Genomic DNA, 14875 nt, shown 5'->3' on the forward strand with positions numbered 1-14875 from the left:
AAACCGCCCGGAGGCGGTTTCTTGCAGCGAAGCACAGAACTCAGCAGTAGCCGTAGTTCATCAGACGCTGGTAGCGACGGTTGAGCAACTCTTCGTCGTTCAGACCGTCCAGATCTTTCAGATCGGCCAGCAGCTGCGCTTTCAGCGCGGCTGCCATCGCCGGCACGTCGCGGTGCGCGGAACCCAGCGGCTCCGGGATCACCGAATCGATCAGCTTCAGCTCTTTCAAACGCGGCGCGGTAATGCCCATCGCTTCTGCGGCCAGCGGCGCCTTGTCGGCGCTCTTCCACAGGATGGAGGCACAGCCTTCCGGCGAAATCACCGAGTAGGTGGTGTACTGCAGCATGTTCACCTTATCGCCCACGCCGATCGCCAGCGCGCCGCCGGAGCCGCCTTCGCCGATGACGGTGCAGATGACCGGGATGTTCAGACGCGACATCTCACGCAGGTTGCGCGCGATGGCTTCGGACTGGCCGCGCTCTTCCGCGCCCACGCCCGGATAAGCGCCCGGGGTATCGATAAAGGTGATAAGCGGCATCTTGAAGCGGGCGGCCATTTCCATCAGGCGCAGCGCCTTGCGGTAGCCTTCCGGCGCCGGCATGCCGAAGTTGCGGCGGATCTTCTCTTTGGTTTCACGGCCTTTCTGGTGCCCGATGATCATCACCGGGCGGCCATCCAGGCGCGCAATGCCGCCGACGATCGCTTTGTCGTCGGCGTAAGCGCGATCGCCCGCCAACTCTTCGAAGTCGGTAAAGATGTGTTTGATATAATCCAGGGTATAAGGACGGCGCGGGTGGCGTGCCAATTGGGCAATCTGCCAGGCCCCAAGATCGGCAAAAATCTTGCGCGTCAGCTCAACGCTCTTTTCACGCAGGCGCTGAACCTCTTCGTCCAGATTAATATCTAATTTTTCGTCTTGACGGCTGACTGCAGTCAGCGAGTCAATTTTCGCTTCCAGCTCTGCAATCGGCTGTTCAAAATCAAGAAAATTCAGACTCATAGCATTCCTATTTTAGTCAAATTCCAAGTCCACCTGCTCATTGCCTACCAACGTCCGCAAGTCGATCAACAAGCGGTCGGTGGGCGTCACGCGCCAGGTTGCGCCAAAACGCAGCTTGGCTCGCGCATCTTCCCGTTGATAGTAGAGATGCACTGGAATCGTCCCCGATCGATGGGGTTCCAACGACTGGCGGAGACGGTTCAAAAGCTGGTCATCAATTTGCCTGTCAGTCAGCGAGATAGCAAGCCCGCGAGCGTATTTTTCCCGGGCTTCACTGATGTCCATTACCTCGCGGGCCATCATTTTAAGCCCACCGCTAAAGTCATCAAAGCTGACCTGTCCACTGGCGATAAGGATACGGTCTTTTTCCAACAAATGCTGGTATTTTTCTAACGCTTCGGTGAATAACATCACTTCCAGGCGACCCGAACGGTCATCCAATGTACAGATGCCGATGCGGTTGCCGCGCTTGGTCACCATCACCCGCGCGGCGACCACCAACCCGACGGCGGTGGTCATTTTGCCCCGGTCCGTCGGGTGCATGTCTTTCAAACGCTGGCCACCGGCGTAACGTTCGATCTCCTTCAGGTACTGGGTGATCGGGTGGCCGGTCAGATATAACCCCAGCGTCTCCCGCTCACCGTCCAGCACCACCTGCTCCTGCCACGGGGGGACGTTGGCGTAGGATTGCTCTACCTGCTCCGGCGCTTCCGCCAGCACGCCGAACATGTCCACCTGGCCGATCGCTTCGGCTTTGGCATGCTGATCCGCCGCTTTCAACGCGTCGCCGAGCGAATTCATCAACGCGGCGCGGTGCGGCCCGAGGCGATCGAACGCCCCGGACATGATCAGTTTTTCCAGAATGCGGCGGTTCAATTTCTTGATGTCAGAGCGTGCGCAGAGATCGAACAGGTCTTTGAAGTAACCCTGTTCGCCGCTGTTGCGCGCCTCGATGATGGCTTCGATCGGCCCTTCCCCCACGCCCTTGATGGCGCCGATGCCGTAAACGATCTCGCCGTCGTCGTTGACGTGGAAGTGATACAGGCCGCTGTTGATGTCCGGCGGCAGGATCTTCAGCCCCATGCGCCAGCATTCGTCCACCAGCCCCACCACTTTGTCGGTGTTGTCCATATCGGCGGTCATCACCGCCGCCATAAACTCGGCCGGGTAGTGCGCCTTCAGCCACAGCGTCTGGTAAGAGACCAGCGCATAGGCGGCAGAGTGCGATTTGTTGAAGCCGTAACCGGCGAATTTCTCCACCAGGTCGAAGATTTTCACCGACAGTTCGCCGTCGATGCCGCGCGATTTCGCGCCGTCTTCAAAGCCGCCGCGCTGCTTGGCCATTTCGACCGGGTTCTTTTTACCCATTGCACGACGCAGCATATCCGCGCCGCCCAGGGTGTAGCCGGCCAGCACCTGGGCAATCTGCATCACCTGTTCCTGATACAGGATGATGCCGTAGGTCGGTTCCAGCACCGGTTTGAGCGACTCGTGCTGCCACTGGATATCCGGGTAGGAGATCTCTTCGCGGCCGTGCTTGCGGTCGATGAAGTTATCCACCATGCCCGACTGCAGCGGCCCCGGACGGAACAGCGCCACCAGTGCGATCATGTCTTCGAAGCAGTCGGGCTTCAGACGTTTGATCAGGTCTTTCATGCCGCGCGATTCAAGCTGGAACACCGCCGTGGTTTCCGAGCGCTGCAGCATATCGAAGCTTTTCTTGTCGTCGAGCGGAATGGCGGCGATGTCGATCGGCTCCAGCCCGGTCTTCGCACGCCGGGCGTTGATCATCTCCAGCGCCCAGTCGATGATGGTCAGGGTGCGCAGACCGAGGAAGTCGAACTTCACCAGCCCGGCGTATTCCACGTCGTTCTTGTCGAACTGGGTCACCGGATGGTGCCCTTCGGCGTCGCAGTACAGCGGCGCGAAGTCGGTGATCTTGGTCGGCGCGATTACCACGCCCCCGGCGTGTTTACCGGCGTTGCGCGTCACCCCTTCCAGCTTGCGCGCCATGTCGATCAGCGCCTTGACCTCTTCGTCGGCCTCGTAAATTTCCGGCAGCTGCGGTTCGGCGGCGAAGGCTTTCTCCAGCGTCATGCCCGGATCCGGCGGCACCAGTTTTGAGATACGATCGACAAAGCCATACGGGTGCCCCAACACCCGGCCTACGTCGCGGATAACCGCTTTCGCCGCCATGGTCCCGAAGGTGATGATCTGCGATACCGCTTCGCGGCCGTACATCTCCGCCACGTGCTCAATTACCTGGTCGCGCTTCTCCATGCAGAAATCGACGTCGAAGTCGGGCATCGAAACACGTTCCGGGTTCAGGAAGCGTTCGAACAGCAGGTCGAACTCCAGCGGATCGAGGTCGGTGATTTTCAACGCATAGGCCACCAGCGAACCGGCACCGGAGCCGCGCCCCGGGCCAACCGGCACGTTGTTGTCCTTCGACCACTGGATAAACTCCATCACGATCAGGAAGTAGCCAGGGAACCCCATCTGGTTGATCACCTTCAGCTCGACGTCCAGACGCTCGTCGTATTCCGGGCGGCGCTGCGCGCGCACTTCAGGATCGGGGAACAGGAACTCGAGACGCTCTTCCAGCCCCTCTTTCGATTTGAGTACCAGGAAGTCCTCGGTGCTCATATCGCCAGTCGGGAACTGCGGCAGGAAGTATTCGCCGAGGCGAATGGTGACGTTGCAGCGCTTGGCAATCTCGACGCTGTTCAGCAGCGCTTCCGGGATGTCGGCGAACAGCTCGCACATCTCGTCTTCGCTGCGCATGTATTGTTGCGGGCTGTAGTTGCGCGGCCGCTTGGGATCGTCCAGCGTAAAGCCGTCGTGAATAGCGACGCGAATTTCATGGGCGTCGAAGTCGTCTTCCACCAGGAAGCGCACGTCGTTGGTGGCCACCACCGGCAAACCGCGCTCAGTGGCCAGCGCCACCGCCGCATGCAGGTAGTTCTCTTCGTCCGGGCGGCCGGTGCGAATCAGTTCCAGGTAGTAACAGTCCGGGAAGTGCTGCTGGTAGAAGTCCAGGCACTGATCCACCTGCGCCTGGTTGCCGCGCAGCAGAAACTTGCCGACGTCGCCCTGACGCGCGCCGGAGAGCAGAATCAGCCCTTCACGATGTTCAATCAGCCAGTCGCGATCGATGGTCGGGCCGGCGGCCCCGTAGCCACGCTGATAGGCGCGGGAAATCAGCAGCGTCAGGTTCTGGTAGCCTTCGTTGTTGCTGGCCAGCACCGTCAACTGGGCCAGCTCGTCGCCCAGCTCTTCGCTTTGCACATGGAAATCCGCGCCGATGATCGGTTTGATCCCGGCGCCGTGCGCGCTGCCGTAGAACTTCACCAACCCGCACAGGTTGGTGAAATCGGTGATTGCCAGAGCAGGCATGGCTAACGCGGCGGCTCTTTTCACCAACGGCGCCGTCTTGGCCAATCCATCAATCATGGAGTAGTCACTGTGGACGCGCAGGTGAATAAAACGAGGTTCGGCCATCTCCAGATACCTGATTGAAGGGGCTCAGCAAGCTGAACCCGGGTTAATGCTCTCGTCGGGCCTGGTCAACCAGGCCCGCAGACTACAGCGCCAGCGCCCTTTTCACCGGCGCGAAGCTGCGGCGGTGGTGCTCGGTGGCGCCCAGCGCGGCCAGCCGCTCCAGGTGGAGGGCGGTCGGGTAGCCTTTATGCTGCGCGAAACCGTAGTCCGGGAACTCGCTGTCCAGCTCGGCCATTTCGCGATCGCGCGTGACCTTCGCCAGAATGGACGCCGCGCTGATCTCCGCCACGCGGCTGTCGCCTTTCACCACCGCCTGCGAACGCATCGGCAGCTTCGGGCAACGATTACCGTCGATTAAAACCATGTCTGGCGCGATATGCAACCCGGCCACCGCACGCTGCATCGCCAGCATGGTGGCGTGCAAAATGTTCAGTTGGTCGATTTCCGCCGGTTCGGCGCGCCCCAGGCTCCAGGAGAACGCCTTGGCGACGATTTCGTCATACAGCGCCAGACGGCGTTTTTCACTGAGTTTCTTGGAATCCGCCAGCCCGACGATCGGCTGCGCCGGATCGAGGATCACGGCGGCGGTGACCACCGCGCCGACCAACGGGCCGCGGCCCACTTCGTCCACACCGGCAATCAGCGTGGCAGCGGGATAGATAAAGGGTTCAATCATGCTTTCGCCAGCTCCAACACAGCCTGAGCGGCCTGTTCGTCCGCACCGCAACGGATGCTTTGGTGCAAGGTAAGAAAAGTTTGTTTCAGCGCTTCGGTTTCCGAGCTCTCTTCCAGCAGCGGCATCACGGCGGCGGCCAGTTTGTCCGGCACGCAGTCATGCTGCAGCAGCTCGGTAACGATCTCACGCCCCGCCAGCAGGTTCGGCAGCGAAACGTAAGGCGTTTTCACCAGCTTCTGCGCCAGCCAGAAAGTGAACGGCTTCATGCGATAGCCCACCACCATCGGGCACTTGGCCAGCATGCACTCCAGCGCCGCCGTGCCGGACGCCAGCAGAGCCGCGTCGCTGGCGATCATCGCCTCGCGCCCCTGACCGTTCAGCAGGTGTACGGTCAGATCCGGCGCGACTTCCGCCTTGATGCGCTCAAACTGCTCGCGCCGTTTGGCGTTGACCAGCGGCACCACCACTTCCAGCTCAGGATAACGGGTGCGCAGCAACTGCGCGGTTTTGAGGAAGTCGGCGCTCAGCATCTCGACTTCGGCGCCGCGGCTGCCCGGCAGCAAGGCCAAACAGCGCGCCTGCGGAGCGATGCCAAGCTGAGCGCGCGCCGCCAGCCGATCGGGCTGCAGCGGCATGGCGTCCGCCATGGTGTGGCCGATAAACCGGCAAGGTACGTTGAAGCGATCGTAAAACGCTTTTTCGAAAGGGAGAAAGGCCAGCACCAGATCGGTGGCTTTGCCAATTTTGAAAACGCGCTTTTGCCGCCAGGCCCACACGGAAGGGCTGACATAGTGGATGGTGCGGATGCCGCGCTGCTTGAGGCGGCCTTCCAGCGTGATGTTGAAGTCCGGCGCATCGATGCCGACAAACACGTCCGGCCGCAGCTCGCCGAAGCGGCGAGTGAGATCCTTGCGGATCTTCAACAGGCGTGGCAAGCGCTCGAGCACTTCCACCACGCCCATGACCGCCAGCTCTTCCATTTCGTACCAGGCTTCGCAGCCTTCGGCCTGCATCAGCGGGCCGGCGACGCCAACGAAACGCGCGTCGGGGATCTGCGCCTTGAGCGCGCGGATCAAACCGGCGCCGAGAATGTCACCGGAGGTTTCCCCGGCGACCAACCCGATAGTCAATGGACGATTCGACATAACTCAGCGAATGATGCCGCGGGTGGAACGGGTGAAGAAATCGAGATACTGCTGCACCACCGGTTGCTCTTTGGCCAGGGCTTCGATTTCCGCCTTCGCTTCATCCAGCGTTTTTTCGCTGCGATACAGGATTTTGTAGGCATTGCGGATCGCCTGCATTTCATCCTTGTCAAAACCGCGGCGCTTCAGGCCGACCGCGTTGACGCCAAACGGCGTCGCGTGGTTGCCCTGAGCGATGACGAATGGAGGCACGTCCTGAGCGACACCGGAACAACCGCCTACCATCACATGCGCACCGATAATGCAGAACTGGTGGATCGCCGTCATGCCGCCGATGATGGCGTGATCGTCGATTTCCACATGCCCCGCCAGCGTGGCGTTGTTGGCCAGCACGCAAGCGTTGCCGACCACGCAGTCGTGGGCGACGTGCACGTTGACCATCAGCAGGTTGTCGTTGCCCACTTTGGTCAGGCCGGTGCCCTGCGCGGTACCGCGGTGGATGGTGACGCTTTCGCGGATGCGATTGCGATCGCCCACTTCAACGCGCGTCGGTTCGCCCGCGTATTTCAGATCCTGGTTCACTTCACCGATGGAGGCGAACTGATAAATCTGGTTATCGCAGCCAATCTTGGTAATGCCGTTCACCACCACGTGGGATTTCAGCACCGTGCCGGCGCCGATTTCCACCTGGGAGCCGACGTAGCAGAAAGGGCCGATATGCACGTTGGCGCCGATCACGGCGCCTTCTTCGACTATCGCGCTAGGATGGATAAAGGCGGTTTGGTCAATCACGGATTAAGCCTCCCGGCTGCGGGCACACATCATGGTTGCTTCGCAGACAATTTTACCGTCAACGGTCGCCACGCCTTTGAAGCGAGTCAGGCCGCGGCGAGTTTTCTCGAAGGTGACTTCCATGACCATCTGATCGCCTGGCACCACAGGGCGCTTGAAGCGTGCTTCGTCGATACCGGCGAAGTAATACAGCTCGCCCGGCTCCAGTTTGCCGACGCTTTTAAACGCCAGGATACCGGTGGCCTGCGCCATGGCTTCCAGGATCAATACGCCTGGGAAAATCGGTTTGCCAGGGAAGTGGCCCTGGAAAAACGGTTCGTTCACCGATACGTTCTTCACCGCACGCAGATATTTGTGCTCTTCAAACTCGAGGACGCGGTCGACCAGCAAGAACGGGTAACGGTGAGGAAGCAGATCCAAAATTTCTGCAATATCCAGAGTATGAGTGTCAGTAGTCAAAATACTCTTCCTGTCTCTAAAAACTGATGGCATCAACAACACGGCCTGCGCTGACCCCAAAAGGAGATCATCATGCAGGCCGCAAATTAACATCTCTTTGCGCTTTTGGTCTCACGACCAACGCGTTTCGTTTTGTACCCGCCAGGGCGGGCGGCAATGATTAGTCTTTTCCGACTTTACGTTCGACAGCTTTCAAGCGTTTGCTGATCTCATCGATATTCATCACCAACGCAGCGGTTTTACGCCAAACCTTGTTAGGCTGCAACGGAATGCCCGAAGAGTATACCCCAGGTTCGGTGATTGGTCGCATAACCATTCCCATTCCGGTAACAACAACCTTGTCGGCAATTTCCATGTGACCGTTGATCACGCTGGCACCGCCAATCTGGCAGTAGCGGCCGATTTTCAGGCTGCCGGCCATGATCACACCGCCGGCGACGGCGGTATTGTCGCCAATCACGACGTTATGTGCAATCTGGCATTGGTTGTCGATGATAACACCATTCCCGATTTGGGTGTTATCCAAAGCGCCGCGGTCGATGGTGGTGCAAGCGCCGATTTCGACGCGATCGCCGATAATCACCGTGCCCAATTGAGGGATTTTGATCCACTCGCCGCGCTCGTTCGCATAGCCGAAACCGTCCGCGCCGATCACGGTGCCGGACTGGATCAGGCAGCGCTGGCCGATTTCAACCGCATGATAAATCGTGACGTTCGCCCACAGACGCGTTCCCGCGCCGATGCGTGCGTGTTTGCCGATGAAGCAGCCCGGGCCGATAACCACGTTATCGCCCAGCACCGCACCCGACTCGATCACCGCGTTCGCCCCAATGGCGACGTTCTGCCCCAGCTGCGCTTCAGGCGAGATCACCGCGCTTGGCGCGATATCCTGGGCCGGCGACGGCGTGGTGTCCATCAGCTGCGCCATGCGCGCGTAGGTCAGGTAAGGGTTCTTAACCACCAGCGCCGCAGCACGGCAGTGTGGTAAATCCGCTTCGGTAAGCACCACGGCGCTTGCCTGGCAGGAAGACAGCTGCTCTTGATAGCGGCTGTTTGACAAAAACGTGATTTGGCCAGGCTGTGCCGAATGCATAGAAGCAATGCCGGTGATGACGAGATCGCCATCACCGTGCAATTGTGCATCCAACTGCTGCGCTAAATCAGCCAGTCGAATTGAAAGCATGTGTTATTTAACCTGTTTCAGCACGTCAGCAGTGATATCTTTGGAAGAGTCTGCATAGGCAACGGCGTTGGCGTCGATCACCACGTCATAACCGCCTTTGCTGGCGACAGATTTCACCGCGTCCTGAATACGGCTCAGGATCTTGTTACGCTCTTCCATCTGGCGACGACGGTTGTCCTGCTCGAAAGCCTGGGCTTTCTGAGAGAACTGCTCGCGCTGCGCCATCACGTCTTTTTCCAACTTGCTGCGATCGCTGGCTTTCATGGTAGCGCCGTCACGCTGCAGACGTTGCATTTTGGTCTGCAAGCTACGTTCCATATTCTGGAGTTCGCTTGCACGGCCTTTAAACTCGTTTTCCAGCTGTTTAGCGACCGTTTCGCGGGCCGGCAGCTGTTGGAAAATGCTGGAGACGTTAACGACAGCGATCTTATCTGCTGCCTGAACACCAGCTGAAGCAGCCATTGCTAAACCGAGGCCTGCGGCACACAACCACTTTTTCACTATAAACTCCTTACCATCACCCATTTGTGTCATATGACACTGAAGTACACAATTTGCCAGACTTATCCCACCAAACAATGAGAATCATCTCCCTCTGCCGGTGGTCGCCTGGCCATTGCGATTCTTAATAACTTTTATGCCCAGAGGCGAGGCCCGTTACCAGGTCTTACCGATGTTAAACTGGAACTGTTCGGATTTGTCGCCTTCGTATTTCTTGATCGGGTTGGCGTAAGAGAACACCAACGGCCCCAGCGGCGACATCCACTGCAGCGCGATACCGGCGGAAGAACGAATATTACTGGCCTTGCTGTAGTCCGGCACACCGTACATCAGCGTTTCGTTGGTATTTTTCCACTTGGTATCCCACACGGTACCGGCATCGATGAACAGCGACGTCCGCACCGAGTTGGCGTATTTCTCGCTGATGAACGGCGTCGGGGTGATCAGCTCCAGGCTGGCGACCGCCATGGCGTTACCGCCCACCGCGTCATCCGAGCTACAGATGCTCTGACGATCGGTCGTGCTGCCGGCGTTGAACTGGCACTGGTACGAGTTGGAGTTGTAGTACACCGCCTTCGGACCAATGGTGTTTGACTGGAAGCCGCGCACGGTGCTCGAACCACCGGCGTAGAAGTTCTCGTAGAACGGCATTTCCTTGCCGCCCAATCCATCCGCGTAACCCAGACGGCCACGGCCCAACAGCACCCAGGTGCGATCGTCGTTGATCGGCACATATTGTACGCTGTCCAGCGTCACCTTGTAGTATTCGTTGTCCGAGCCCGGAATGGTGACCTTGCCGTTCAACGTGGTGCGGTTACCCGACGTCGGGAAGTAGCCGCGGTCCAGGTTGTTGTAGGTCCAACCCAGGTTCAGCGTAAAGTCGTCCGTCGAGTAGCTGGCGCGGTCGGTCTTGTTCGCATCCACGCCCATCGAGTCGAGGTAACGCCACATGGCGATCTGCGGCTGCATGTTCGACAGGCCGTTGTGGACGTAGCCCAGACCGGTACGCAACGAGTTGTTCTCGTTGATCGGGAAGCCCAGCGTGCCGTCGATACCGTAACTCTTGTTGGTATAGTCCGACAGATCCGCGTCATCCGCCTTAAAGTCGTTGTAGAAGATGCGGCCGCCCAGGCTCACACCGTCAACGGTGAAGTACGGGTTGGTGACCGACAGTTCGGTATAGGTCTGGTAGTCGTTCTTGGTGCCGCTGATGCCGACCGAGTAGCCGGTACCCAACCAGTTATCCTGCTGCACGCCCGCCTGGAAGCTGACGCCGCTCTCGGTGCCGTAACCGACGCCGAAGTTGAAGGTACCGGTGTTGCGCTCTTTCACCTTGTAGGTCACGTCGACCTGATCGGCGGTGCCCGGCACGCGCTGGGTTTCCACGTCAACCGTTTCGAAGTAGCCCAGACGGTTCAGACGCTCTTTGCCCTGCTCGACCTGCTCGTTGCCGAGCCAGGCGCCTTCCATCTGGCGCATTTCACGACGCAGTACGGAATCTTTGCTGGTGTCGTTGCCTTCGAACTTGATGCGACGCACGTAGAAGCGGTTGCCCGCGTCAACGTTGACGTGCAGCTTGACGGTTTTATCCGCATCGTTGATCTCAGGCTGAGTGCCGACGCGCGGGTAGGCGTAACCATAACGGCCCAACATCGTTTTGATGTTGTCTTCCATTTTGGTCACCTTGCTGCCGTTGTACAGCTCGCCCGGTTCGATTTTGGTGATCTGAGCGACTTCCGCCGAGTGGCCGGCCAGGTTGCCGTTCACGACAACATCGGAAAGCTTGTACTGATCGCCTTCGGTGATGTTGATGGTGATGTAGATGCCTTTTTTATCCGGCGTCAGGCTCACCTGAGTAGAATCGATATTGAAGCGGGCATAGCCGCGATCCAGATAGAAGCTGCGCAGGGTTTCGAGATCGCCCGCCAGTTTCTGCTTCTGGTATTTGCGATCGCCGACCAGGTTCCACCACGGCACTTCGTCACGCAGTTGGAAGCGCGAGATCAGTTCGTCGTTGGTGAAGGCATGGTTGCCGACGATGTTGATTTGTTGAATCTTGGCGGAGACCCCTTCCGTGAACACCAGTTTCAGGTCGACACGGTTGCGTGGCAACGGCGTGACTACGGCTTTCACCGAGGCGCTGTATTTACCGACGCTGTAGTAGAAGTCTTCCAGCCCTTTTTCAATGCTGGAGATCGTGGTGCGGTCGAGCGCCTCGCCCACCCGGACGCCGGAGGCTTCCAGGTTCTGCTTGAGCATGTCATCTTTCACCGACTTATTGCCGGAGAAAGTGATGCTGGCGATGGTAGGACGTTCCTTCACCTGCACGATCAAGGTATTACCATCGCGCAGTACGCGCACGTCCTCGAAGTTGCCGGTGGCAAACAAGGCACGAATGGTATTACTGATGTCATCGTCAGTGACGGTATCGCCGACGCGAACCGGCATGTTGAGTAACGCCGCACCGACGGCGACTCGCTGCAGGCCTTCGAAATGAATATCTTTCACTACGAACCCGTCTGCACCGTATACGGTGGCGCTGCCAAACAGCAGCGACGCTATGAGCAACTTTTTCATCGCCATCGTTGTTATGCGTTCTTCCTAACCTATCCCCGCCCCTAGAGGCGGGAAAAATCATTGAAAAGTGCAAGACCCATCAACAACACCAGCACGATAGAACCTATGCGGTAGCTGTAGTCCTGTACTCGCTCGGAAACCGGCCCACCCTTCAGCTTTTCTATCGCCAGGAAGAGGAGATGCCCACCATCTAACACCGGTAATGGGAACAGGTTGATGATACCCAGGTTGACGCTAATCAACGCCAGGAACATCAGATAATACACGAACCCGACTCCGGCTGACGCCCCAGCTCCCTGTGCAATCGAGATCGGGCCACTCAGGTTGTTCAGCTTTACATCACCGGTTATTAATTTGCCCAGCATGTTGACCGTCAGCCGCATCAGCTGCCAGGTCTTGTCGCCGGCCTGATACAGCGCCGGGAACGGTCCATACTGGCGAATCGTCTTATACTCGTCCGGCAGCGGCAGCACTTTTGGAATGATGCCTGCAAAACCCACCGATTTGTCTTTTCCCACCGGCTTTGTATCCGGTATCAGCGTCAAAGACAAGGGGGCGCCGTTTCTTTCAATCTCCAAAGCCAGCGGCTGCCCCGGGCCATCGTGGATACGCTTCACCAGCGTCTGCCAACGACCCAACGGCTGACCATCGACTTTAACGATCCTGTCCCCCGCTTGTAAACCCGCCTTTTGCGCCGCCGAGTTAGGCTGCACTTCCGCCAACACGGATTCTATCTGCGGGCCGCGCGGCATAATGCCCAGCGCGACAACGGGATCCTGCTTGTCCGGTTCAAAGTTCCACTGGCGCAAATCCAGGGTTTTTGTCACCACCTGCGAAGAACCGAACGGCGCGACGCCGACTTCGGTTTGCGCATCGCCAATCTTCGCCACCAGCGCCAGACGAACTGATTCCCAATCAGGCGTTTCGATGCCGTCAACCGACTTTAGTTCCATGCCAGACGAAATTTCAGCCTTGGCGGCGATGGATTGCGGCGCGATTTCGCCGATCACCGGGCGGAAACTCGGCACACCGATGATGAACACCAGCCAATAGGCAAGGATAGCAAACAGGAAATTGGCGATGGGGCCGGCGCTGATGATGGCCGCGCGCTGCCAGACGGTTTTGTTGTTGAAGGCCTGGTGACGCATTTCCGGCGCCACCGACTCCACGCGCTCGTCCAGCATCTTCACGTAGCCGCCGAGCGGAATCAAAGCGATGACGTACTCGGTGCCCTGGCGATCGGTACGGCGCCACAGCGCCCGGCCAAAGCCGATGGAGAAGCGTTCAACGCGCACGCCGCAACGACGGGCAACCCAAAAGTGTCCGAACTCGTGCACGGTAATCAAAATACCGAGCGCAATCAGAAACGCCACCAGGTTCCAAAGCACGCTGACCATCATCCCTCACTTTCCGTCATCGACGGATTAAAACACCAACAGCATCAGGCAGGCAAACACCGGCACCGCCGCGGTCAGGCTGTCGATACGATCCAATATGCCGCCGTGACCGGGGATCAAATGACCGCTGTCCTTGATGCCCGCTTCGCGTTTAAACATGCTTTCGGTCAAATCGCCCAGCACCGAAGCCAGCGCGGCGAGCACAGAACAGGCCAACAGCGTGGTCGGCACCACGTTCAGTGGCGCGTAGCGACCGAACAGCCAGGAAATGACCGCCGACGTCAGCAGCCCGCCAATCAGCCCTTCCCAGGTTTTACCCGGCGAGACCTTTGGCGCCAGCTTATGCTTGCCGAACAGCTTGCCGAACATGTAGGCGCCGGAATCCGCGCCCCACACCAGCAGCATCACGTACAGCAGCCACCAGGCGCCGGTAAACGGGTTTTGCTCGTAGCCGAACTGGCGCAGCGCCAGCATGCCCCAGAAGAACGGCACGATGGTCAGCAGACCGAACAGCAGGCGCAGCGGGCGCGAATTGCGCCAGATGGCGGCCGAGCCGGGATAGAACAACACCAGCAGCAGCGCCGCCAGCCACCAGGCCAGCGACAGCCACAGCGAGCCGCTTATCTGCGGCACGGATTGATGGTAAGCAGGGACGCTGAGCATCATCAGCGCCAGCAGAAAACCGCACAGTATCGCCAGCCAGATGCGCTGCGAACGGGAGGTAAAACCGGCCAGTTGGCCCCACTCCCAGGCTGCTAACATGCACACGACGAGCGTTACCAGAGCAAAGGCCAGCGGCGGCAACAGGAACAGCGCCGCGATAACGATCGGGATTAAAATCAGAGCAGTTATGAGGCGATACTTCAGCAAAAGTTCTCCCTAGGACGCATCGGCGCCGATAGGTGTTGTTCCCCCGAAGCGGCGCTCACGTTGTGCAAATGCATTCAGCGCACCTTCAAAGACAAGTTCATCGAAATCAGGCCAGAGCACATCAGTAAAGTAAAGTTCAGCATAGGCGATTTGCCACAGCAGGAAGTTACTGATGCGATGCTCGCCACCGGTGCGGATAACCAGATCCACCGGCGCCAGGTCGCTCATGCAAACCCGCTCGCTCAATAATTCCTCGCTGATCTGATCCGGGTGCAACTCCCCTACCCGTACCTGTTCGGCCAGTTCCTTTACTCCCTGAATGATATCCCAACGGCCACCGTAGTTGGCAGCGATATTGAGCGTCAGGCCATCGTTATTTTCCGTCAGTGCTTCAGAGCGGCGGATCCGCTCCTGCAAACGCGCGCTGAAGCGGCTGATATCGCCGATCACCCGCAGCCTGACGTTATGTTTATGCAGGCTTTTTACTTCACTATCCAGAGCACGGACAAAAAGCTCCATCAGGGCGGAGACTTCCTGCACCGGACGGTTCCAGTTTTCGCTGCTGAAGGCATAAAGCGTGAGCGCATCTAAATGGTGGCTGGCGGCAAAACTGACCGCGCGGCGAACCGATTTCACCCCTGCTTTATGACCGAAGACACGTAACTTGCCCTGACGTTTGGCCCAGCGTCCGTTACCGTCCATGATGATGGCGACATGGCGCGGCCCCGGGGAAGATGGATTAGCCTCTTGTTGGTTTGCGGACGACATAACTCG

Annotated in this window: 12 protein-coding genes; all 12 read right to left on the reverse strand. The window is 58.7% G+C overall.

Annotation, left to right across the window (positions count from 1 at the left end):
* Positions 1-40: 40 nt before the first annotated feature.
* The 12 genes from accA to ispU all read right to left on the reverse strand — a co-directional run bounded on the left by accA (position 41) and on the right by ispU (position 14869).
* Positions 41-1000, reverse strand: a complete 960-nt coding sequence (accA, locus tag C9411_RS21430; RefSeq protein WP_107227891.1) for an acetyl-CoA carboxylase carboxyl transferase subunit alpha — start codon at positions 998-1000, stop codon at positions 41-43.
* Between the two features lie 12 nt (positions 1001-1012).
* Positions 1013-4501, reverse strand: a complete 3489-nt coding sequence (dnaE, locus tag C9411_RS21435; RefSeq protein ID WP_063990769.1) for a DNA polymerase III subunit alpha — start codon at positions 4499-4501, stop codon at positions 1013-1015.
* Between the two features lie 82 nt (positions 4502-4583).
* On the reverse strand, positions 4584-5177 hold the full coding sequence (gene rnhB / locus C9411_RS21440; RefSeq protein ID WP_063990768.1) for a ribonuclease HII: 594 nt from the start codon (positions 5175-5177) through the stop codon (positions 4584-4586).
* Complete coding sequence (gene lpxB, locus C9411_RS21445; protein WP_107227892.1) at positions 5174-6322, reverse strand: lipid-A-disaccharide synthase; 1149 nt, start codon at positions 6320-6322, stop codon at positions 5174-5176. The genes rnhB and lpxB overlap by 4 nt, the downstream gene beginning before the upstream one ends.
* 3 nt (positions 6323-6325) lie before the next feature.
* Complete coding sequence (gene lpxA / locus C9411_RS21450; RefSeq protein ID WP_004931964.1) at positions 6326-7114, reverse strand: acyl-ACP--UDP-N-acetylglucosamine O-acyltransferase; 789 nt, start codon at positions 7112-7114, stop codon at positions 6326-6328.
* Positions 7115-7117: 3 nt separating this feature from the next.
* The gene (gene fabZ, locus C9411_RS21455) at positions 7118-7573 is read right to left on the reverse strand and encodes a 3-hydroxyacyl-ACP dehydratase FabZ (RefSeq protein ID WP_004931962.1); all 456 of its coding nucleotides are present in this window, start codon (positions 7571-7573) and stop codon (positions 7118-7120) included.
* A 160-nt stretch (positions 7574-7733) separates the two neighbouring features.
* Positions 7734-8756, reverse strand: coding sequence for a UDP-3-O-(3-hydroxymyristoyl)glucosamine N-acyltransferase (gene lpxD, locus C9411_RS21460; RefSeq protein ID WP_025304030.1), 1023 nt, complete (start codon positions 8754-8756; stop codon positions 7734-7736).
* 3 nt (positions 8757-8759) lie between these two features.
* Positions 8760-9257 (reverse strand): molecular chaperone Skp, encoded by a 498-nt coding sequence (gene skp, locus C9411_RS21465; RefSeq protein ID WP_025304031.1) that lies wholly within the window; start codon positions 9255-9257, stop codon positions 8760-8762.
* A gap of 156 nt (positions 9258-9413) precedes the next feature.
* Positions 9414-11840 carry an outer membrane protein assembly factor BamA gene (bamA, locus tag C9411_RS21470; protein WP_063990766.1) on the reverse strand — a complete coding sequence of 809 codons (2427 nt, stop codon included), beginning with the start codon at positions 11838-11840 and terminating at the stop codon, positions 9414-9416.
* Positions 11841-11875: 35 nt separating this feature from the next.
* On the reverse strand, positions 11876-13231 hold the full coding sequence (rseP, locus tag C9411_RS21475) for a sigma E protease regulator RseP (RefSeq protein WP_004931952.1): 1356 nt from the start codon (positions 13229-13231) through the stop codon (positions 11876-11878).
* Between the two features lie 27 nt (positions 13232-13258).
* The gene (cdsA, locus tag C9411_RS21480) at positions 13259-14101 is read right to left on the reverse strand and encodes a phosphatidate cytidylyltransferase (RefSeq protein ID WP_063990765.1); all 843 of its coding nucleotides are present in this window, start codon (positions 14099-14101) and stop codon (positions 13259-13261) included.
* Positions 14102-14110: 9 nt separating this feature from the next.
* Positions 14111-14869, reverse strand: a complete 759-nt coding sequence (gene ispU / locus C9411_RS21485; RefSeq protein ID WP_063990764.1) for a (2E,6E)-farnesyl-diphosphate-specific ditrans,polycis-undecaprenyl-diphosphate synthase — start codon at positions 14867-14869, stop codon at positions 14111-14113.
* Positions 14870-14875: the final 6 nt, after the last annotated feature.

It is taken from the genome of Serratia sp. Nf2, from assembly GCF_003028435.1.
Classification (GTDB): Bacteria; Pseudomonadota; Gammaproteobacteria; order Enterobacterales; family Enterobacteriaceae; genus Serratia; species Serratia marcescens_L.

Coding starts and splice junctions, on each gene's coding strand:
- bamA (WP_063990766.1), bottom strand. CDS start 11,840: ATGGCGATGAAAAAGTTGCTCATAGCGTCGCTGCTGTTTGGCAGCGCC.
- lpxB (WP_107227892.1), bottom strand. CDS start 6,322: ATGTCGAATCGTCCATTGACTATCGGGTTGGTCGCCGGGGAAACCTCC.
- dnaE (WP_063990769.1), bottom strand. CDS start 4,501: ATGGCCGAACCTCGTTTTATTCACCTGCGCGTCCACAGTGACTACTCC.
- rseP (WP_004931952.1), bottom strand. CDS start 13,231: ATGGTCAGCGTGCTTTGGAACCTGGTGGCGTTTCTGATTGCGCTCGGT.
- lpxD (WP_025304030.1), bottom strand. CDS start 8,756: ATGCTTTCAATTCGACTGGCTGATTTAGCGCAGCAGTTGGATGCACAA.
- ispU (WP_063990764.1), bottom strand. CDS start 14,869: ATGTCGTCCGCAAACCAACAAGAGGCTAATCCATCTTCCCCGGGGCCG.
- rnhB (WP_063990768.1), bottom strand. CDS start 5,177: ATGATTGAACCCTTTATCTATCCCGCTGCCACGCTGATTGCCGGTGTG.
- accA (WP_107227891.1), bottom strand. CDS start 1,000: ATGAGTCTGAATTTTCTTGATTTTGAACAGCCGATTGCAGAGCTGGAA.